The sequence below is a fragment of the Pseudomonas sp. R32 genome (genome assembly GCF_009866705.1).
In the GTDB taxonomy this organism is placed as follows: Bacteria; Pseudomonadota; Gammaproteobacteria; order Pseudomonadales; family Pseudomonadaceae; genus Aquipseudomonas; species Aquipseudomonas donghuensis.
The window spans coordinates 3,637,817-3,652,630 of the sequence record NZ_CP019396.1 but is presented as its reverse complement, the minus strand read 5'-3'; the positions used below and the strand labels follow the sequence as shown (position 1 = coordinate 3,652,630).

General features: G+C 61.0%; 20 protein-coding genes and 1 pseudogene. 6 read left to right on the top strand and 15 right to left on the bottom strand.

Features of this window, described 5'->3' with window-relative positions; genetic code table 11:
- Positions 1-5 precede the first annotated feature (5 nt).
- The 8 genes from PspR32_RS16940 to PspR32_RS16905 form a co-directional block, all read right to left on the bottom strand.
- Positions 6-248: a hypothetical protein gene (locus tag PspR32_RS16940; RefSeq protein WP_159388932.1), complete on the bottom strand. Its 243-nt coding sequence runs from the start codon at positions 246-248 to the stop codon at positions 6-8.
- A gap of 7 nt (positions 249-255) precedes the next feature.
- Positions 256-774, bottom strand: coding sequence for a hypothetical protein (locus PspR32_RS16935; RefSeq protein ID WP_232531753.1), 519 nt, complete (start codon positions 772-774; stop codon positions 256-258).
- A 161-nt stretch (positions 775-935) separates the two neighbouring features.
- A complete protein-coding gene (locus tag PspR32_RS16930) occupies positions 936-1,415 on the bottom strand; it encodes a hypothetical protein (protein WP_010222501.1) in 480 nt (159 codons plus the stop codon).
- Positions 1,416-1,495: 80 nt separating this feature from the next.
- On the bottom strand, positions 1,496-1,996 hold the full coding sequence (locus PspR32_RS16925; protein ID WP_159389400.1) for a GNAT family N-acetyltransferase: 501 nt from the start codon (positions 1,994-1,996) through the stop codon (positions 1,496-1,498).
- A 397-nt stretch (positions 1,997-2,393) separates the two neighbouring features.
- Entirely contained in the window at positions 2,394-3,782 is a 1,389-nt protein-coding gene (locus tag PspR32_RS16920) for a hypothetical protein (RefSeq protein WP_159388931.1), read from the bottom strand.
- Between the two features lie 21 nt (positions 3,783-3,803).
- A complete protein-coding gene (nadE, locus tag PspR32_RS16915) occupies positions 3,804-4,661 on the bottom strand; it encodes an ammonia-dependent NAD(+) synthetase (RefSeq protein WP_159388930.1) in 858 nt (285 codons plus the stop codon).
- Between the two features lie 11 nt (positions 4,662-4,672).
- On the bottom strand, positions 4,673-5,878 hold the full coding sequence (gene pncB, locus PspR32_RS16910) for a nicotinate phosphoribosyltransferase (RefSeq protein ID WP_010222497.1): 1,206 nt from the start codon (positions 5,876-5,878) through the stop codon (positions 4,673-4,675).
- Positions 5,879-5,880: 2 nt separating this feature from the next.
- Positions 5,881-6,525: a nicotinamidase gene (locus PspR32_RS16905; RefSeq protein WP_159388929.1), complete on the bottom strand. Its 645-nt coding sequence runs from the start codon at positions 6,523-6,525 to the stop codon at positions 5,881-5,883.
- A 99-nt stretch (positions 6,526-6,624) separates the two neighbouring features.
- On the opposite strand from PspR32_RS16905, the gene PspR32_RS16900 reads away from it, so the two are divergent.
- From PspR32_RS16900 to PspR32_RS16890, 3 genes are read left to right on the top strand one after another with little or no spacing between them, the layout of a single operon-like run.
- A complete protein-coding gene (locus tag PspR32_RS16900; protein ID WP_010222495.1) occupies positions 6,625-7,185 on the top strand; it encodes an adenylyltransferase/cytidyltransferase family protein in 561 nt (186 codons plus the stop codon).
- Positions 7,182-7,892, top strand: coding sequence for an NUDIX domain-containing protein (locus tag PspR32_RS16895; protein ID WP_159388928.1), 711 nt, complete (start codon positions 7,182-7,184; stop codon positions 7,890-7,892). The genes PspR32_RS16900 and PspR32_RS16895 overlap by 4 nt, the downstream gene beginning before the upstream one ends.
- A gap of 23 nt (positions 7,893-7,915) precedes the next feature.
- Positions 7,916-8,383: a GNAT family N-acetyltransferase gene (locus tag PspR32_RS16890; RefSeq protein WP_159388927.1), complete on the top strand. Its 468-nt coding sequence runs from the start codon at positions 7,916-7,918 to the stop codon at positions 8,381-8,383.
- 114 nt (positions 8,384-8,497) lie between these two features.
- On the opposite strand, the gene PspR32_RS16885 is transcribed toward PspR32_RS16890, so the two are convergent.
- A complete protein-coding gene (locus tag PspR32_RS16885; RefSeq protein WP_159388926.1) occupies positions 8,498-9,118 on the bottom strand; it encodes a hypothetical protein in 621 nt (206 codons plus the stop codon).
- A 127-nt stretch (positions 9,119-9,245) separates the two neighbouring features.
- On the opposite strand from PspR32_RS16885, the gene PspR32_RS16880 reads away from it, so the two are divergent.
- On the top strand, positions 9,246-10,034 hold the full coding sequence (locus PspR32_RS16880; RefSeq protein ID WP_036996313.1) for a suppressor of fused domain protein: 789 nt from the start codon (positions 9,246-9,248) through the stop codon (positions 10,032-10,034).
- Positions 10,035-10,088: 54 nt separating this feature from the next.
- Here the strand turns inward: PspR32_RS16880 and PspR32_RS16875 are convergent, their stop codons facing one another.
- The 6 genes and pseudogenes from PspR32_RS16875 to PspR32_RS16850 form a co-directional block, all read right to left on the bottom strand.
- The gene (locus PspR32_RS16875; protein ID WP_159388925.1) at positions 10,089-10,751 is read right to left on the bottom strand and encodes a DUF5677 domain-containing protein; all 663 of its coding nucleotides are present in this window, start codon (positions 10,749-10,751) and stop codon (positions 10,089-10,091) included.
- A 75-nt stretch (positions 10,752-10,826) separates the two neighbouring features.
- Entirely contained in the window at positions 10,827-11,459 is a 633-nt protein-coding gene (locus PspR32_RS16870; protein WP_036996310.1) for a BRCT domain-containing protein, read from the bottom strand.
- A gap of 13 nt (positions 11,460-11,472) precedes the next feature.
- On the bottom strand, positions 11,473-11,862 hold the full coding sequence (locus PspR32_RS16865; RefSeq protein WP_036996308.1) for a hypothetical protein: 390 nt from the start codon (positions 11,860-11,862) through the stop codon (positions 11,473-11,475).
- Positions 11,863-12,072: 210 nt separating this feature from the next.
- Complete coding sequence (locus PspR32_RS16860; protein ID WP_036996306.1) at positions 12,073-12,393, bottom strand: DUF6124 family protein; 321 nt, start codon at positions 12,391-12,393, stop codon at positions 12,073-12,075.
- A 429-nt stretch (positions 12,394-12,822) separates the two neighbouring features.
- Entirely contained in the window at positions 12,823-13,464 is a 642-nt protein-coding gene (locus tag PspR32_RS16855) for a LysE family translocator (RefSeq protein ID WP_010222490.1), read from the bottom strand.
- 43 nt (positions 13,465-13,507) lie between these two features.
- Positions 13,508-13,630 (bottom strand): annotated as a pseudogene (locus PspR32_RS16850) (LysR family transcriptional regulator); the annotation flags it as partial.
- Positions 13,631-13,843: 213 nt separating this feature from the next.
- On the opposite strand from PspR32_RS16850, the gene PspR32_RS16845 reads away from it, so the two are divergent.
- A complete protein-coding gene (locus PspR32_RS16845; protein WP_010222487.1) occupies positions 13,844-14,068 on the top strand; it encodes an MbtH family protein in 225 nt (74 codons plus the stop codon).
- A 9-nt stretch (positions 14,069-14,077) separates the two neighbouring features.
- Positions 14,078-14,797 (top strand): thioesterase II family protein, encoded by a 720-nt coding sequence (locus PspR32_RS16840; RefSeq protein ID WP_159388924.1) that lies wholly within the window; start codon positions 14,078-14,080, stop codon positions 14,795-14,797.
- Positions 14,798-14,814: the final 17 nt, after the last annotated feature.

Sequence of the window (14,814 nt, the reverse complement as noted above, 5' to 3'; positions counted from 1 at the left end):
TGTACTCAAGCGTCCTCATCGAATCGGTTACGCCTGAAGAACAACTCCAAGCCACCAAGAATTGCAAAAAGTGCAATCAGGTGCAGGTCAATTCCGAGCCAGTAGATACCTTCCAACGTGAATCTACCAAGTAGGCCTCCCAGCAATAACGTCAGGCTTAGCCATTTTCGGAGTGTGCTGGATTTGAGCAGGCGCTCGATCACAACAAAGAGGAAGAAGGCGAGGAATAGTTGGCTGAATTCTGCCATGGCGTCTTCAGCCTTGATTCTTGATGATCATTGAGGAAGCCGATCGTTGGGGGCCGATACCCCCACTGACGGATGCCTGGATGCTGACAATTATGTCGCCGGAATGATAAATCGGCAGGTGTGGTTCGGTGAGAGAGGCAGCGGCGGATCCAACGAGGGATCCGAAAACAGGCGTTAGGAGCAGAGTGGCGGCGCCCCCAAAGTAACCTCCGATGACAGCGATAACGTCAATGCGCTGGCTGTTCAACCTATCAGCCTGCTGACGGCTCAGCGCTCGAGAAATAGCGACTTTCATCTCGCAGGCACGATTGCCGGCCTGCATTCTGTCGTAGAGCGCTACGAGCATTGTGTTGACCTCGTAGTGCGCCCCCTTTGCTTCGCTGATATGCAACTCGCGCAGCCGTGCGCGATCATCCGGCAGGACGATGAGCTGTGAGACGTGGAAAACGATGCCGAAGTGACCGGCGTACTCATAGGTTCTTTGTATCTGCACAACAACCTTCCCTGTGTAATACAGACGCGCCACGCGCACCTCATCGACAAGCAGGGAAAGATGCCCAAAACAACTTTGGGTGTATGTCGTACCACTCCTACAAGACAGTAGGGCTGATCCCAAATTAGCGATCAGCCCCCTACAAAACCTCAGCCAACCTGCTCAAACCGACGGCGTTTGCGGAGCAGTCTCACTCAGGTCTTGATGATCATGGTCGAAATGGTTCGTTGCGGGCCGATCCCGCCATTGACTTGGGCGTCAATGCTGACCAGCACATCGCCGGCATGGTAGGTCGGCAGGATTTCATTGGCGTAGGTACGCACGGCGGCACCCACGGGCACACCTACAAAGGAGGAGGCCACGCTGGTAGTGGCGGCGGTGAAGGCCGAGGCGCAGGCGTTGACGACCGTGGTGCGCTGAGCGTTGAGGGTGTCGCCCTGTTGCCGGGTCAGCGGCTTGGAGATTGCGATCTTCATCACGCACGGCAGGTTCTTGGCCAGCATCTTGTCGTAGACCTCGACAACCTTGCTGTTAACCTCGTAGTGGGCGCTTTTCGCTTCGCCAAAATGCAGCTCGCGCAGGCGTCCGCGTTCGCTGTCGGTGAGGGTGATCTGCGAGACGTTGAAGACGATCCCGTGTTGGCCCATGTATTGGAAAGTCCCTTCGAACTTCATTGCACGCATCCTTTCGAGGCAAAGGCGGCGATTTTGTACAAGGATCGCCGTGGGTGCAAATCATTCCGTAAAGGTTGTGATCAACTCGTGGCTTCGAAGGCCGGGTGATAGCTGACCTGGGCCTGCGGCCACTGGCCGCTGTGGCTCAGGGCCTGGAAATACTCGGGTGGTACGCCCGGCAGCTGCAACTGCGGGTGCGCCTCGAAACCGAAGCGTGCGTAGTAGCCTGGATCGCCCAGCACCACGCAACCGTTGGCGCCCAATCCTTGCAGGGCCTGCAGCGCCGCGCGCATCAACTGGCTGCCGATGCCCTGGCCGTGGCGCTCGGGCGCCACCGAGATCGGGCCCAGGCCATACCAGCCGGTGCTGCCGTCAGACAGGGTCACCGGCGACAAGGCCACATGGCCGATGATGTGCCCGGCGACTTCAGCCACCAGCGACACCGACAATTGCTCGGCGCGGCGCAGGGCGTTGACGATGAAATGTTCGGTGTGGCTTGAGTGGGGTGCCTGCTCGAAGGCTGCAGCGGTCAGTTGTTCGATGGCCAGGGCGTCGGCCGGGGTTTCGGGGCGCAGGATCATGGCGTTCTCGGGGTGTGGGTCAGTATTGGCAGCCAGGCGACGGGTGTCTTCGTCGATCAGTGCGCGCAGGTTCTGGGACAGTGGGCTGCTGCTGGTGTACTTGCGCCCGTAAGATTGCGCCACGCCGAACAGCTGCGCGGCATGCGCTTGCTTGATGCAGCAGACGCCAGCGACGCCGAGCTGAGCGGGTTGTAGCGGGGTATCGTGCATGGGCGAAGTTTGCCAGCCAAAGCGTGGGGGCTGCAAATCGGGGGGGCAGCCTGCCTGACTGAGTCGCCTGGTTTGCGACCGCTTCGCGGTCCATCGCCGGCAAGCCAGCTCCCACAGGGAATGGTGCATGCCGATCCAATGTGGGAGCCGGCTTGCCGGCGATGGGCCGCGTCAGCGGCCCCAGGGTTCACTTCACCGTCTGCAGGCGCAGATCATTGTAGTAGAAGGTGTTCTTGTCGATGCTGGCGCTGAAGAAGTAGCCGTAGTCTTCCAGGTAGAACAGGTGATTGACGCGTTTGTCCTCGTCACCCTGCACGCTGCAGTCCAGCGCCTTGGCGCTGCCGCTCAAGCTGGCGTTGAGGGTGCTGGCCGACAGTTGCTGTTGCACCGTGCACTCGGTGATCTTCAGGTCCTTGCCGTACTGGCCGATCACGTTGTTGTTGGTCGCACCTTGCTGTGAATAGCTGAGCTTGCTGCCCACCGCCATGGTCTTCCAGTCGCCCTTGAAACTCAGGCTGGTCAGCGCACTGCTTTCGCTCATGCCGGTGAAGTCGGTCTTGCTCACCAGCGGGATCAATCCGCGCCAGGTGATCTTTTGCGCCTCATAGCCCTTGCCGCGCAGGATCACCATCAGTTGCTGGCTATTGCCATCAACCGACAGGAACTGCTCCTCGCGCATGGGCGAGGTCTTGCCTTTTATGGTCGAGGTGCCGACGGCGTCCAGGTACGTGAGCGGCTGTGCCGGCTTGGGCAGTTGCAGGCGCTCGAGGGCGACCATCACCGATGGGCTGACCGGCGGCAACACGGCCGTGACGATCGGTGCCTTGAAGCGCGGGCTGAATGGCGCCAGTTGCGCGACTTTATCCTGCGTGGCGCAGGCCAGGGCGAACAGCGCCTGGTAGTCGGCGTTGCTGTCGGCCACAGGCTCGGGCTTGGGCAGTGACGGGACCATGCCGTCGGTGACCCGGTTGTTGGCATCGACATCGTAGCCGGCCAGCAGGGTGTAGGTACCGGTGCTGCAGTTGAAGCGGTGATGCTCACGCTTTTGCGCGTAGGGCGCGTTGTACGGCAGGTCGAGGAGGATGCTCGGCTGGTCGAAGGCGGCCCACAGGCTGACGTCGTTGCCCATCTTGTTGATGCTGTTGCGATCGACCAGCACCCATGGCTCGCCATCTTCACCTTTAAGCTTGCGCCAGTCGGCCTTTGCTTGAGTCTTGCAGGCCCCGGCGAAGCTTGGGTTGTTCATCAGGATGGCATGGAAGCGATCAGGCATCGGCTGCGGCGGGGCGTAGCCGCTGGGGTTCTTGAAGTAGGCGCGCTGATCGGCATCCAGGTACATGATCGCCACGTTCGGCTCAGCGCAGGAGGCTTCGAGCTGGAAGCTGCGATCAGTCAAGCCGTTGTTGGCCGGTACGTTAACCTGGAAACTCAGCACATCGCCTTCACGAAACAGGCTGTAGGTCGACAGCGGCTGGGCGAGCATGGTGCCGATGTACTGGTCGAGGCTTTCCTTGGAGGGCGTCGCGCAGCCGGCGAGGACGGCTGCGGACAGGGCGGTGAGGATCAGGCGTTGCACAACAGTCTCCGGTGAGTCCATTCAGGATGGCAGCATTGTATCGAATCGTGCCGCCGGTGCCTTGGGCAATTCGCGTTTGTGCCGGGTCTTGTCGTAGGCATTGATGATGATGGCTGCGACCGCGTCATCGACGTTTTCACCCTGCAGGAAGGCATCGATCTGCCCGTAGCTGACGCCATGCACCTGCTCGTCGGCCAGGCCCGGGCGCAGTTCTTCAAGGTCGGCGGTCGGCACCTTGTGCACCAGGTGTTCCGGCGCACCCAGCGCGGCGGTAATGGCCCGCACCTGGCCCTTGCACAGTCCGCTCAGGGGGGCCAGGTCGCAGGCGCCGTCGCCGAATTTGGTGAAAAACCCCATCACCGCTTCGGCGCCATGGTCGGTGCCGATCACCAGGCCATTGCGGGCGTTGGCCAGGGTGTACTGGGCCAGCATGCGCAGGCGCGCCTTGACGTTGCCGAGGACGAAATCCCGTTGCCCGTCAGCGAGCTCGGCCAGTTGCGGCAGTTGCCCGGCAAGGCCGTTGACGCCGTCTGCAATGTTCACCGTGATGCACTCATCGGCGCCGACAAAGGCCAGCGCCGCCTGGGCATCGGGCTCGTCATGCTGGGTGTTGTGCGGCAGGCGCATGGCGATGAAGCGATAGCCGCCGTCGGCTTGTTCGGCGCGCAATTGCTCGACCGCCAACTGCGCCAGGCGCCCGGCGGTTGACGAGTCGACGCCGCCGCTGATGCCCAGCACCAACACCTTCAAGCGCGCATCGAGCAGGGTCTGCTTGATGAAATCGATGCGCTGGCGGATCTCGTTCTGTACTGCCGCGTTATCTGCGAAGGGCGCCACCACGCCCAGGGCCTTGGCAATCTCGATCTGACGACTGTTCATGTGCTTCTCCTTTACTGGCCTTCAACCTTGAACACGTGCTTGAGGTAGCTGACGAAGTTCTCGTCACGGCATTGGGTCTTGCCTGGGCTGTCGGAGATCTTCGCCACCGGCGCGCCGTTGCAGGCGGTCATCTTGATCACGATGTTCATCGGCTCAACGCCGGGAATGTCGCAGGTCAGGTTGGTGCCGATGCCGAAGCTGACGTTGATTCGTGGGCTGAGCTCGCGGTACAGGTGCAGGGTCTTGGCGAAGTTCAGGCCATCGGAGAACACCAGGGTCTTGCTCTTCGGGTCGATGCCGAGTTTCTCGTAGTGGGCGATGGCCTTGTTGGCCCACAGCAGCGGATCACCAGAGTCGTGGCGCAGGCCGTCGAACAGCTTGGCAAAGTACAGGTCGCAGTCCTTGAGGAAGGCATCCATGCCGATGCAGTCGGTCAGGGCGATACCCAGCAGGCCGCGGTATTCCTTGACCCAGCACTCCAGTGCCGCGACCTGGCTGTCGATCAGCCGCGGGCCCAGTTGCTGGTGGGCCATGAACCACTCGTGGGCCATGGTGCCGATCGGCTTGATGTCCAGTTCGCGCGCCAGGTGCACGTTGCTGGTGCCGACAAAACGCCCCGGGAAGTCCTGCTTGAGGGTGTGCACCACGTGCTCCTGGACCCGGTAGGAGAAGCGCCGACGGGTACCGAAATCAGCCAGTTGCAGGCCGGCCAGTTCCGCAGGCGACGCTTCGGCCTTGAGCCAGTCGAGTTTTTCGTACAGGCGCTCACCCACTTGTTCCATCACCACTTCACGGTAGCGGTAGCGGTTACGCACTTCGGAGACGATCGCCAGCAGCGGGATCTCGTAGAGGATCACGTGCAGCCAGGGCCCGCGCAGGCGGATCGCCAGTTGCCCGGCATCATCGACGCCAACGTGCACGTAGCGCAGGTTGAAGCGGAACAGGCTGAGGAAGCGGATGAAGTCCGGCTTGATGAAAGGGATGCGCCCCAGGTACGCCAGTTGATCCTGAGTGATCGAGACCTCGGCCAGTTGCTCGATCTGGTAGCGGATCTCGGCCAGGTACGGGGTCAGGTCTTCACTGTTGCGGCAGCGGAACTCCCATTCCACCTCGGCGTTGGGGTAGTTGTGCAGCACCGCCTGCATCATGGTGATCTTGTAGAAGTCGGTGTCCAGCAGGTTCTGGATGATGCTTGGGCCGAAGACGCTCTCGCTCATGTTCATGCTCCCTTGAATGCGTTCAGTTGCTGGTCGAGGCTGGCGAGGTCGGTGCAGGCGATCACGCCCTGGCCGGTCATCTCGGCCATGGCCGCTGCGCCGCCCTGGGCGGAAATCGCCCGGCATGCCGGTTGGTAGAGAAACACCTGAAACCCTGCGGCCTGCAGTTGCAGGGCGGTGTTCTTGACGCAGAAATCCAGGGCCAGGCCGCCGACAATCACGGCTTTGACCTCTTGCACCTTGAGGTACTCGATGACCCCGGTGGAGCGGCGGTTGGCCAGGTCGTGGTAGCAGGCGCCGTAGGGGTGCAGGTCGGGTTCGATGCCTTTCCAGACGAAGAAGTCGTAGTCGATCGGCGCGGGCAGGCCGGCCAGCAGTTCAAACCCCGGGGTGCCCGGCACGCAGTGGCTGACCCAGGTCAGGTCGGCGTTGGCCATGTCCAGTGGCTGCAGCATCTCGGCGTGACTACCCACCACCCAGGCGGCTTTCGGCGTGTGGGCATCCTTGCTGCCGATGCGCAGGCTGGCGCGCTTGGCCATGGCGTTGAGTGCCGGGGCGATCTCGGCGCCGCCGGGGACTGGCAACTCGGAGGGGGCGTTGTCGGTGAAGCCGTTTTGGGCGTCGACATCGAAGCTGGCGATTTTCATGGGGTGGCTCCTGCACTGGGTGTGGACACATAATTCACTAGGTGTAATATGTATGTCAACCGCTTTTTCTTTTTCAGAAGCAACCACGGTGGATATAGTATGCATAGTGAAATATATGAGTCGGGCCCGGTGCGGTTTCGTCTGGCCGTGTACGGTGGTGCTTTCGACCCACCGCACCCCGGCCACCTGAGCGTGATCACCCGGGCGCTGGAGTGGGCCGATCAGGTGGTCGTGGTGCCCAGTTACCGGCATGCCTATGGCAAGCGCATGGTTGACTTCGACCTGCGTTGTCGTTGGTTGCAGCGGCTGATCGAGCGGCTCGGGAGCGAGCGGGTCAGTTGCTCGGCCGTGGAGCGTGAGCTGGGCGGCGAGGGCGGGGCGGTGTACAGCTATGACCTGCTGTGCGCGTTGAGCAAGCGCAGCGGTATTGCCCGCGCTGATATCGCCCTGGTCATCGGCGAGGATAACCAGGCCAATGTTGCTGGCTTTTATCGAGGCCAGGAACTGCTGGACGACTTCGGCCTGCTGGTGGCCGAGGAGCAACTGGGCGTGCACAGCTCGGCCATCCGCGCCGGCCTGCGCAATGGCCAGGCGTTGCCGGCAGCCTGGTGCCTGCCCGACATCGTTGAAGAGTTTGAGGTGTATAGGAGTCCACAGTGAGTGCTGCAGAAGTACTGGCCAGCGTCGACATCGTCGCGTTGCGCCTGAACCCCGAGAGCAAGCAGCTGGAAGTGCTGTTGTACCGGCGTGAGCGTGCGCCCCACGAAGGTGAATGGGCGCTGCCGGGGGTGATCGTCAACGGCCGCACCCCGGACAACACCCTGGCGGCGGCGGCTGACCGGGCGATGAGCGAAAAAGCCCGGATCCTGCCGCGTCACCTGGAGCAGGTGGGCACCGAAGGCAATGCCTTTCGCGACCCGCGTGGCTGGTCGATGAGCACCTACTACCTGGCCTTGCTTGGCCCGGACGTCGAGGCCGGCACTGAGCAGCTGTGCTTTGTCGAGGTCGCCAGCGTCATCGGGCGCAAGCGGGTGCTGCCGTTCGACCATAACCTGCTGGTGCAACTGGCGTGCGAGCGCCTGGCGTCCAAGGCGGTTTATACCAACCTGCCGTTGTACCTGGCGCCCGAGCGCTTCACCGTGCTCGATGCACTCAACGCCGTGCAGGCCTGCCTCGGTCACCCGGTCAACAACACCTCCCTGCGCAAGCGCCTGGAGCGCATGAAGGAGGAGGGCTGGATTCGCGACACCGGCGACAAGAATTTCCCGAAAATGGGCCGGCCCCAGCAACTGTTCGAACACACGCCGAAAGCCGAGACGCCCTTCGTGTTTGACCGTAGTCTGTTGCCCGAGCGCTCGGGCACCTGAGCAAAACATAAAAAGGACTGCACATGCCGAACCTGGAATGGCTTGAACACCACATGCAGCACTGCGACACCTTCGCCGAGCGGCTGTATCGGCAGTTCAGCTACGAGTACGCCGATATTTCGCTGGAAGCATGGCAGCGAGAGTTCGCCGAGGGCCAGCGCAACGGTGACTGGCAATGCCTGGTTGCGCTCGATCAAGGACGCTTGCTCGGTGGCGCTGCGCTGGCCCGCGATGACCTGCCCGGGCGCCCGGAGCTAGGGCCCTGGCTCGCTTGTGTGCTGGTCGAGCCGCAGGCTCGCGGGCAGGGTCTGGCGGAAAAACTGATTGAAGGGATTTGTCAGCGAGCCCGGGGGCGCGGCGTGGCCACCTTGTACCTGCACACCCATGACCAGAGCGCGTACTACGCCAAACGCGGCTGGAGCGTGCGCGAGCGGTTCGAGGCCTGGGGCAAGGAGCAGTGGTTGATGTCGCGGGAGTTGCTCGGCCAGTAGGCCCTCGGGGTTGCCTTGCAACCCATCGCTGGCAAGGCCAGCTCCCACAGGTTTGCCGCTGTTCTCAGGAAAGGTGCAGGGCCTGTGGGAGCTGGCTTGCCAGCGATGAGGCCTTCAAGTCAGCAGGTAGCGGCCCTGAGAGTCTTTGAGTGGTTGCGCAATCTTCAGCACCTGCTCGACCGCCTTCCGCTCCCGACCTTCCAGCTTGCGCCGGCCAAACGAATAGAAAGCCCCGCCCGGGTCGACATGCGCCGAGAACAGCCCGACAACCTCATCGCCGGTCACCTCGAGTATCAGCTCCATATGCGCTTCGAACGGCGTGCAGGCATTCAGATAGGTCAGCCCATCGACCTCCGCGCTGGCACTCCAGCAGGCTTCCTCCAGGGCAAAGATCTGTCCCACCTCGCCACCGACTTGCTGCAGTGCCCAGGCGCCCTGATCGCGGGGCAGGGACCTGAGCATTGGCAGTAGCCGCTCACTACCAAGGATGTCGAGTTCATAGGTGTCGCCCATGCTGCTGAGCACGAGCGCAGTCAGCAGGTAGCTCAGGGCAATTTCCGAAGGCTGTTCGCTCCAGCCATTGACGGCAGACACCGGAGGGCACCAGAGCAGTTGCACGGTATCGCCAGCCTGCACCGTGTCGCGCTTGTCGAACCGCGCCCAGGCCTTTTCGCCGGCGTTGGGCACAATGGCCTGCAGGTCGATGGTCGCTGCGCTGTAGTCGAGGCCGGGCACATTGCACCAGCCTAGGGGCCAACAGGTTTTCAGTGTTGCAGGCATGGGATGGGTGTTCTGGTGTGCCAGGGGTAGTGCCGATGCTAATGAGTGGTTAGCATAGATGTCCACCTCGCAAGGATCGCAGATGAACCTCCTGAAAAAGCTACTCGACTCATTTAAACGACCAGCGCCCCAGGAAGATTCGCCAATCGCGCAAGCCGAAGATGCCAACCAGGCCGCAAGGCTTGCCGGTGAAGCCTGCCTGGATCGTCACTGGAGCAGCGTCGGTAGCGTGGAACGGGATGTCCTTGCCTACCTCATCAGCCCGAGTTTTTCCGGCGGCCCGCACTGGCCCTCGACCCGTCAGGCCTATCGGGTAGTGCGCCGTGGCGACTCAATTATCCTGGCGACCGAAGGCTTGTCCGACCCCTTCGATGATGCCCAGGGGCAAGGCAATGGTTTCGAGATGGAGTTGTTCGTCGAAACGCCGGACATCCCGGAACATGCCCGTGGACCTTTGGGCGAAGTCGACCCGTTCAAGCGCAGCTGGGCATTCGAGTTGATCGAGAACATCGCCAAAACCGTGGCCGATGCCGGCGGCATCACCCAGCAGTTGGCAAGGTACGGTGCGTTGTCTCTGGAGCTGCCCGGCTTCAGCCAGTCGCACCACATCAGCGGCCAGCTTCCCGAGCATTTCGTGACCGAGGACGACTGCATCGGTGTGCTGCTGGGCGGCCCGGCGCCGGATTTCCCGACCCGTCTGGAGGGCATGCCGCTGTCGCCGGTGACCCTGGTGCCGGTGGTGTTGATCACCGCGGCCGAGCTTGAATACATCCGCGCAGGTGGCGGCGAGGCCCGTGGCGATCTGGTCAGCCGCTTGCAGGCGGCCGGTGTGGGGCATGTCAGCAGCCTGCAGCGCGCCAGCGTGGTGTGATGCAATAGCTGGAGTAATGATTTACGGCGCCACTAGAATATGTCGACGCATGCGCTACTTGGTTTCAGGTTTGGGGGGGCTGTTCTTGAGGAGCAGATCAATGAGAGCCATGGAGAGGCTTAGCATTTCTTCGACAAAAGTCAGCACTTCATTTTGGTGGTCTTCGGGGGCGTCGAACTGCAGGGCCGCGACCAAGGTCGAGTGTGCAGACGAGGTGGAAAGGCTGCGGTACTTGCTGTGATATAAGAATTCTAGGCCTGCTGTTTTCGACATCTCGTGCAAACTGGCGCCTTGATATTTTTCTTCCTTTGTGGCGGTTAAATAATCACTTAAATCACTTGCGTTTTCTTTGGTGAGGGTGCTGGAGGATAAGGCGTCGTTGTGTATTGCATCGGCCTGCTTTCTAAGCTCTTTACTTAAATTATTGATTAGTTTGTCCAGTGTTTCAGGTTTTTTTACCAAGGCCCCGAGGTGGAATAAGTTCTCCAAGGCGAGTCGTGTCGTGGCCATTGCCTCATTTTCAAAGCCTTCACGCATCAGCAGCAGGGCGGTATTACAATTGCTGATAAGTTGTTTCCAGAAGGCAATGATCAATTGCTCGGATCTTCCATTGAGGCGGCTGCTTGTAGTAGTTAAGAGCCTATTTGAGTCGCTAAGTAACTCGTTAATTTTTTTTGTGCGCTGCTCTTTTGTAAGGGGGGCGTGCTCAATGCTCATCTAAAGATCCTTGCAGGTAGCTGTTGAAATTTCTATCGTCCGTGATGGTTATATAGAGTAGTAAGTCGAAGGAATTTAACCAAATACCGCCCTCTGCCAATGCTCCTCGCTAACAATCGCAATCCCTCCCCCAGCCTCCCTGATCTCCACGGCCTTCTTGATCTTCGTACCATAACTACTGTGCAGCCATTGCTCGTTCCCGACACTCCCGACCACCAGGAAGTGCACCTTTTTGCTCACCGAGCCGCCAATCAAGCCTCCGCGATCTAGCACAAGGGCCTCACACTCCTTACGTGGCCCATAGGCCATGGCGCCAGTAAAAAGGTACACCCTATCTGGCCAGTCGAGGGCAGGTGCTGGATCATTAAGGGGGAGTGTGGTGGGCGCAGTAAAAGGGCGAGGACTATTACTGGGGGCACCGGTAAATTGCTGGAGTATCTCCAACAATTCCGTCGACTCGTCGGCATCCAGAATTCCATCGCTGAGCATATTGGCCAGGCGTCGGTAGAGCAGGTTGATCACTGGATCATCCAGGTGTGCCAGATGTTGCTCGATCCAGTTTTTTAGAAACTCAGCCTCTCGCTGGTTGATGGTGTTATCTGCAGTGAGCCCTGCGGCAATGCCGAGTAAGGCGTCCGCCGAGCGTCGGTCGATACGGGCCTGGTGGTAGAAACGACTGTTTTCGAATTCCTGATGCAAGTCGACCATGATGCAAGCTTCCTTACTCTTCGTTTTCAACCTGTGAGTTGTAGTATTTGCTTTGCTCGGGTGTGAAAGTCACGACCATCCCTGTACGGCTGCAGCTAATCGTCAGTTCCGCTGTGGTATCGATTTGCAGGTCGTCACCGCGTAAACCTTGCCAGTGAGCCAGATACTTGAGCGAGCCGAACTTCTCGAGTTTCTTCAAGGTGCGTTCGACACCACCTTTCCAGCCCAGCACGGGGAGCTCACCGGCGATGCAGCGCCGGGCAATGTCGGGATGTTTGAGGGCTCGTTCACGACCAGCCTCCCAGCAGCGGATCAGACCTTGGTCAGGGCCCTGCCAGGTATCGGACCAACCGAGAGTGGGGCGTAGAGCTGCGTGGATGGGGCGATGGACAATCGTGTTCATTTAGCCTCCCTGGCTGGTGATAGTCGTATTGAGTTACGCAGTCCTGCTGATTGGATGCTACTAAGTGGCCAGTATTGATGTCCAGCCCAGAGAGTCGGGGCTTGATAGTTCATCGTTGGGTAGGTCTTTGGAGGTTTGTGGGAGCTGGCCTTGCCAGCGATGGGCCGCACCTGCGGCCCCAAAACCAGGCACTTGCGTCCCCCTGGATTGTTACCTGGCTGCCTTGCGCTCCAAGGCTTGTGCCTCGATCCCATCAAGCAAGGCATCCACCAGTCCCTTGGCCATCTCGACCGAGTGCAGTGTCGCCCAAATCGTTCCACGGGCGTCGGCATCAACCTTGTCGCATGCCTGCATGCCAGTGTCATGGGCGCAACGCAAATACATCGACGCATGCACCAACGCGTCATGCGCCTCGATACCGGCGCGTACAGAAAACAACGGGGGATGACCTGCAGCACAAGCCCCGAAAGGCGTGTCGGCAGTGTGAGGAAGGGCGCCGGCTGGCGGTGGATCAGGAACGATCTTGATCATGCTGCATCTCCTATATCAGCCAGGAAACTGCCAGCATCCGCTTGCACACGAATGGGTGGCAGCTGTGCGCAGGTGTGCAAGACCGAGGATATAGGACCCGGCAGACCCGAAGGCCTCCCACGCACAGCCACCATAAAACTATTCCTCGGACGCAAAGACGCGCCGGGAAGGTCTCAAGGTACTGATTGCTCCACATCGTTCGGGCTTGCACACCCGGTCGCTGAATTGGCAGCGACTGAAGGAGGGTAACGGGGTTGGGGTGGGTATTCAAGCGTGGTGTCGACCAGGGTTGATGCATTGTCCGTGGGAGCGGGCTTGACCCGCGATGTCGCCGTACAGCCAACACACCAGGCATTGCCTGAGATACGAGCGCTACGCGCTCGATCACTGGCAAGTCCAGCTCCCACAGGATTTGCGCTGCTCTCTAGATCAAGCACCCTGGCGGCGCATGGTCAGGATCGCCGCACCAAAGCAGATAAACGTCGAGCCCACCACCCGGCTGACCCACCTGGAAAACTCAGGCCGGGTCAGTACGCCCTTGGCCCGCGAGGCCAGGGCGGCATACAGGCTCAAGGAGGTCAGCGACAAGGCCATGAAAATCGCGGTGAGGATCAGGAACTGCGGCAGCAGCGCAGCGCTCTGGTCGATGAATTGCGGGAACAGGGCGGTAAAGAACATCGTTGCCTTGGGGTTGGTGGCGGCGGTGAGGAAGGCCGACTTGTACAGCTTCAAGCGCGATGGCTTGACCGCTGCCTGGCCCGCCGCAACGTCGCTCGCCAGCATCGGGCTCTTTTTCATCAGCTGCTTGGCACCGAGATAGAACAGGTAGCCGGCGCCAAGAATTTTCACTGCGTTGAACAGCCACTCGGAGCTGGCGAGCAGCGCGCCGAGGCCGAGCATGGCCGCCGCCGACAGGCAGAACAGCCCGCTGGCATTGCCCAACGAGGACCACACCGCATATCGCGGCCCATAGGCCAGGCTGTTGTTGATCGCCATCAAGGTGGCGGGGCCGGGGCTGGCGATGGCAATCGCGGCAACCAGGGTGAAGGCGAGAAGTGCGTGAAGATCCATTTTCAGGCTCTGGAGGGTTGGACAGGCGGTAAATGTAACAGGATCAGCGACCGAGCTGCTCGGCAAACCACTGCATTACCACCGCGCACGCCGGATGCCCAACCCCTGCGGCCTGCAGGCACAACGAATAGACACCGCCGGTTTTCAGCGGCTGGCCGAACGGCATGGAACTGAGCGCCAGCCTTACCCGGCCGATGACTGACGCCGAGTTCAGTGCCATCGCCCGCCTGAGCACGCGGCTGTGGACCAAGCTCAAGTCCAATACCTGAAACCAGGGCGCTACCGCGCGCGGACTAATTTGTCGGGCCTGTCGCTCGTTCTCTAGAACGCCAGCGTACGCCACGCGCGTGACGGGCCCAATCAATCCAGGAGACAGGCAATGACATCCGTATTCGACCGCGACGACATCGTGTTCCAGGTAGTGGTCAACCACGAAGAGCAGTATTCCATCTGGCCCGACTACAAGGCGATCCCGGCGGGCTGGCGTAGCGTCGGCAAGAGCGGCCTGAAGCAGGAGTGCCTGGCATACATCGACGAAGTCTGGACCGACATGCGCCCGTTGAGCCTGCGCCAGAAGATGGCCGAAACCGCTGCGGCGCAGTAAGGGGCACCTGTGTCTGTATTGACCCTGTTGTGCCTGCCGTACTCGGGTGCCAGTGCCATGGTCTACAGCCGCTGGCGGCGCAAGCTGCCGGCCTGGCTGAACCTGCGCCCGGTGGAGCTGCCCGGGCGTGGCGCGCGCCTGGGCGAGGCGCTGTTGACCGACATGCAGGTGCTGGCGCGCCAGCTTGCCCATGAGCAGCGCCTGGCCGCCAGCCAGCCCTATGCCTTGCTCGGGCACAGCCTGGGGGCCTTGCTGGCCTTCGAGCTGGCCCACGAACTGCAGGCCCTGGGCTGCCCGCCACCGGTGGCACTGTTTGCCTGCGGCACGGCTGCGCCAACCCGCCGCGAAGATTACGACGGCGGCAACTGGCGCGAGCCCAAAAGCGATGAGGTACTGATCGACGAGCTGCGCACGCTGCAGGGTACGCCGGAAGAGGTGCTGGCCAACCAGGAGCTGATGAGCCTGACCCTGCCGGTGCTGCGTGCCGATTTCATGCTGTGCGGGCGTTATGTGTATCGCCAGCGTGGGCCCTTGCGTTGCCCAGTGCATGTGTTGGGCGGGGAGGCCGACAAGGCCAGCGAAGCGCAATTGCTGGCCTGGCGCGAGGAAACGCTCGGCGATTTCTCGCTGGACATTTTCCCTGGCGGCCACTTCTTCATCCATGAGCATGAAGAGCGGGTGCTCGGCGTGCTCAGCGCCGCCCTGGAACCTCATCGCCTGTCGGCTTGAACGTTGACGCAGCGACG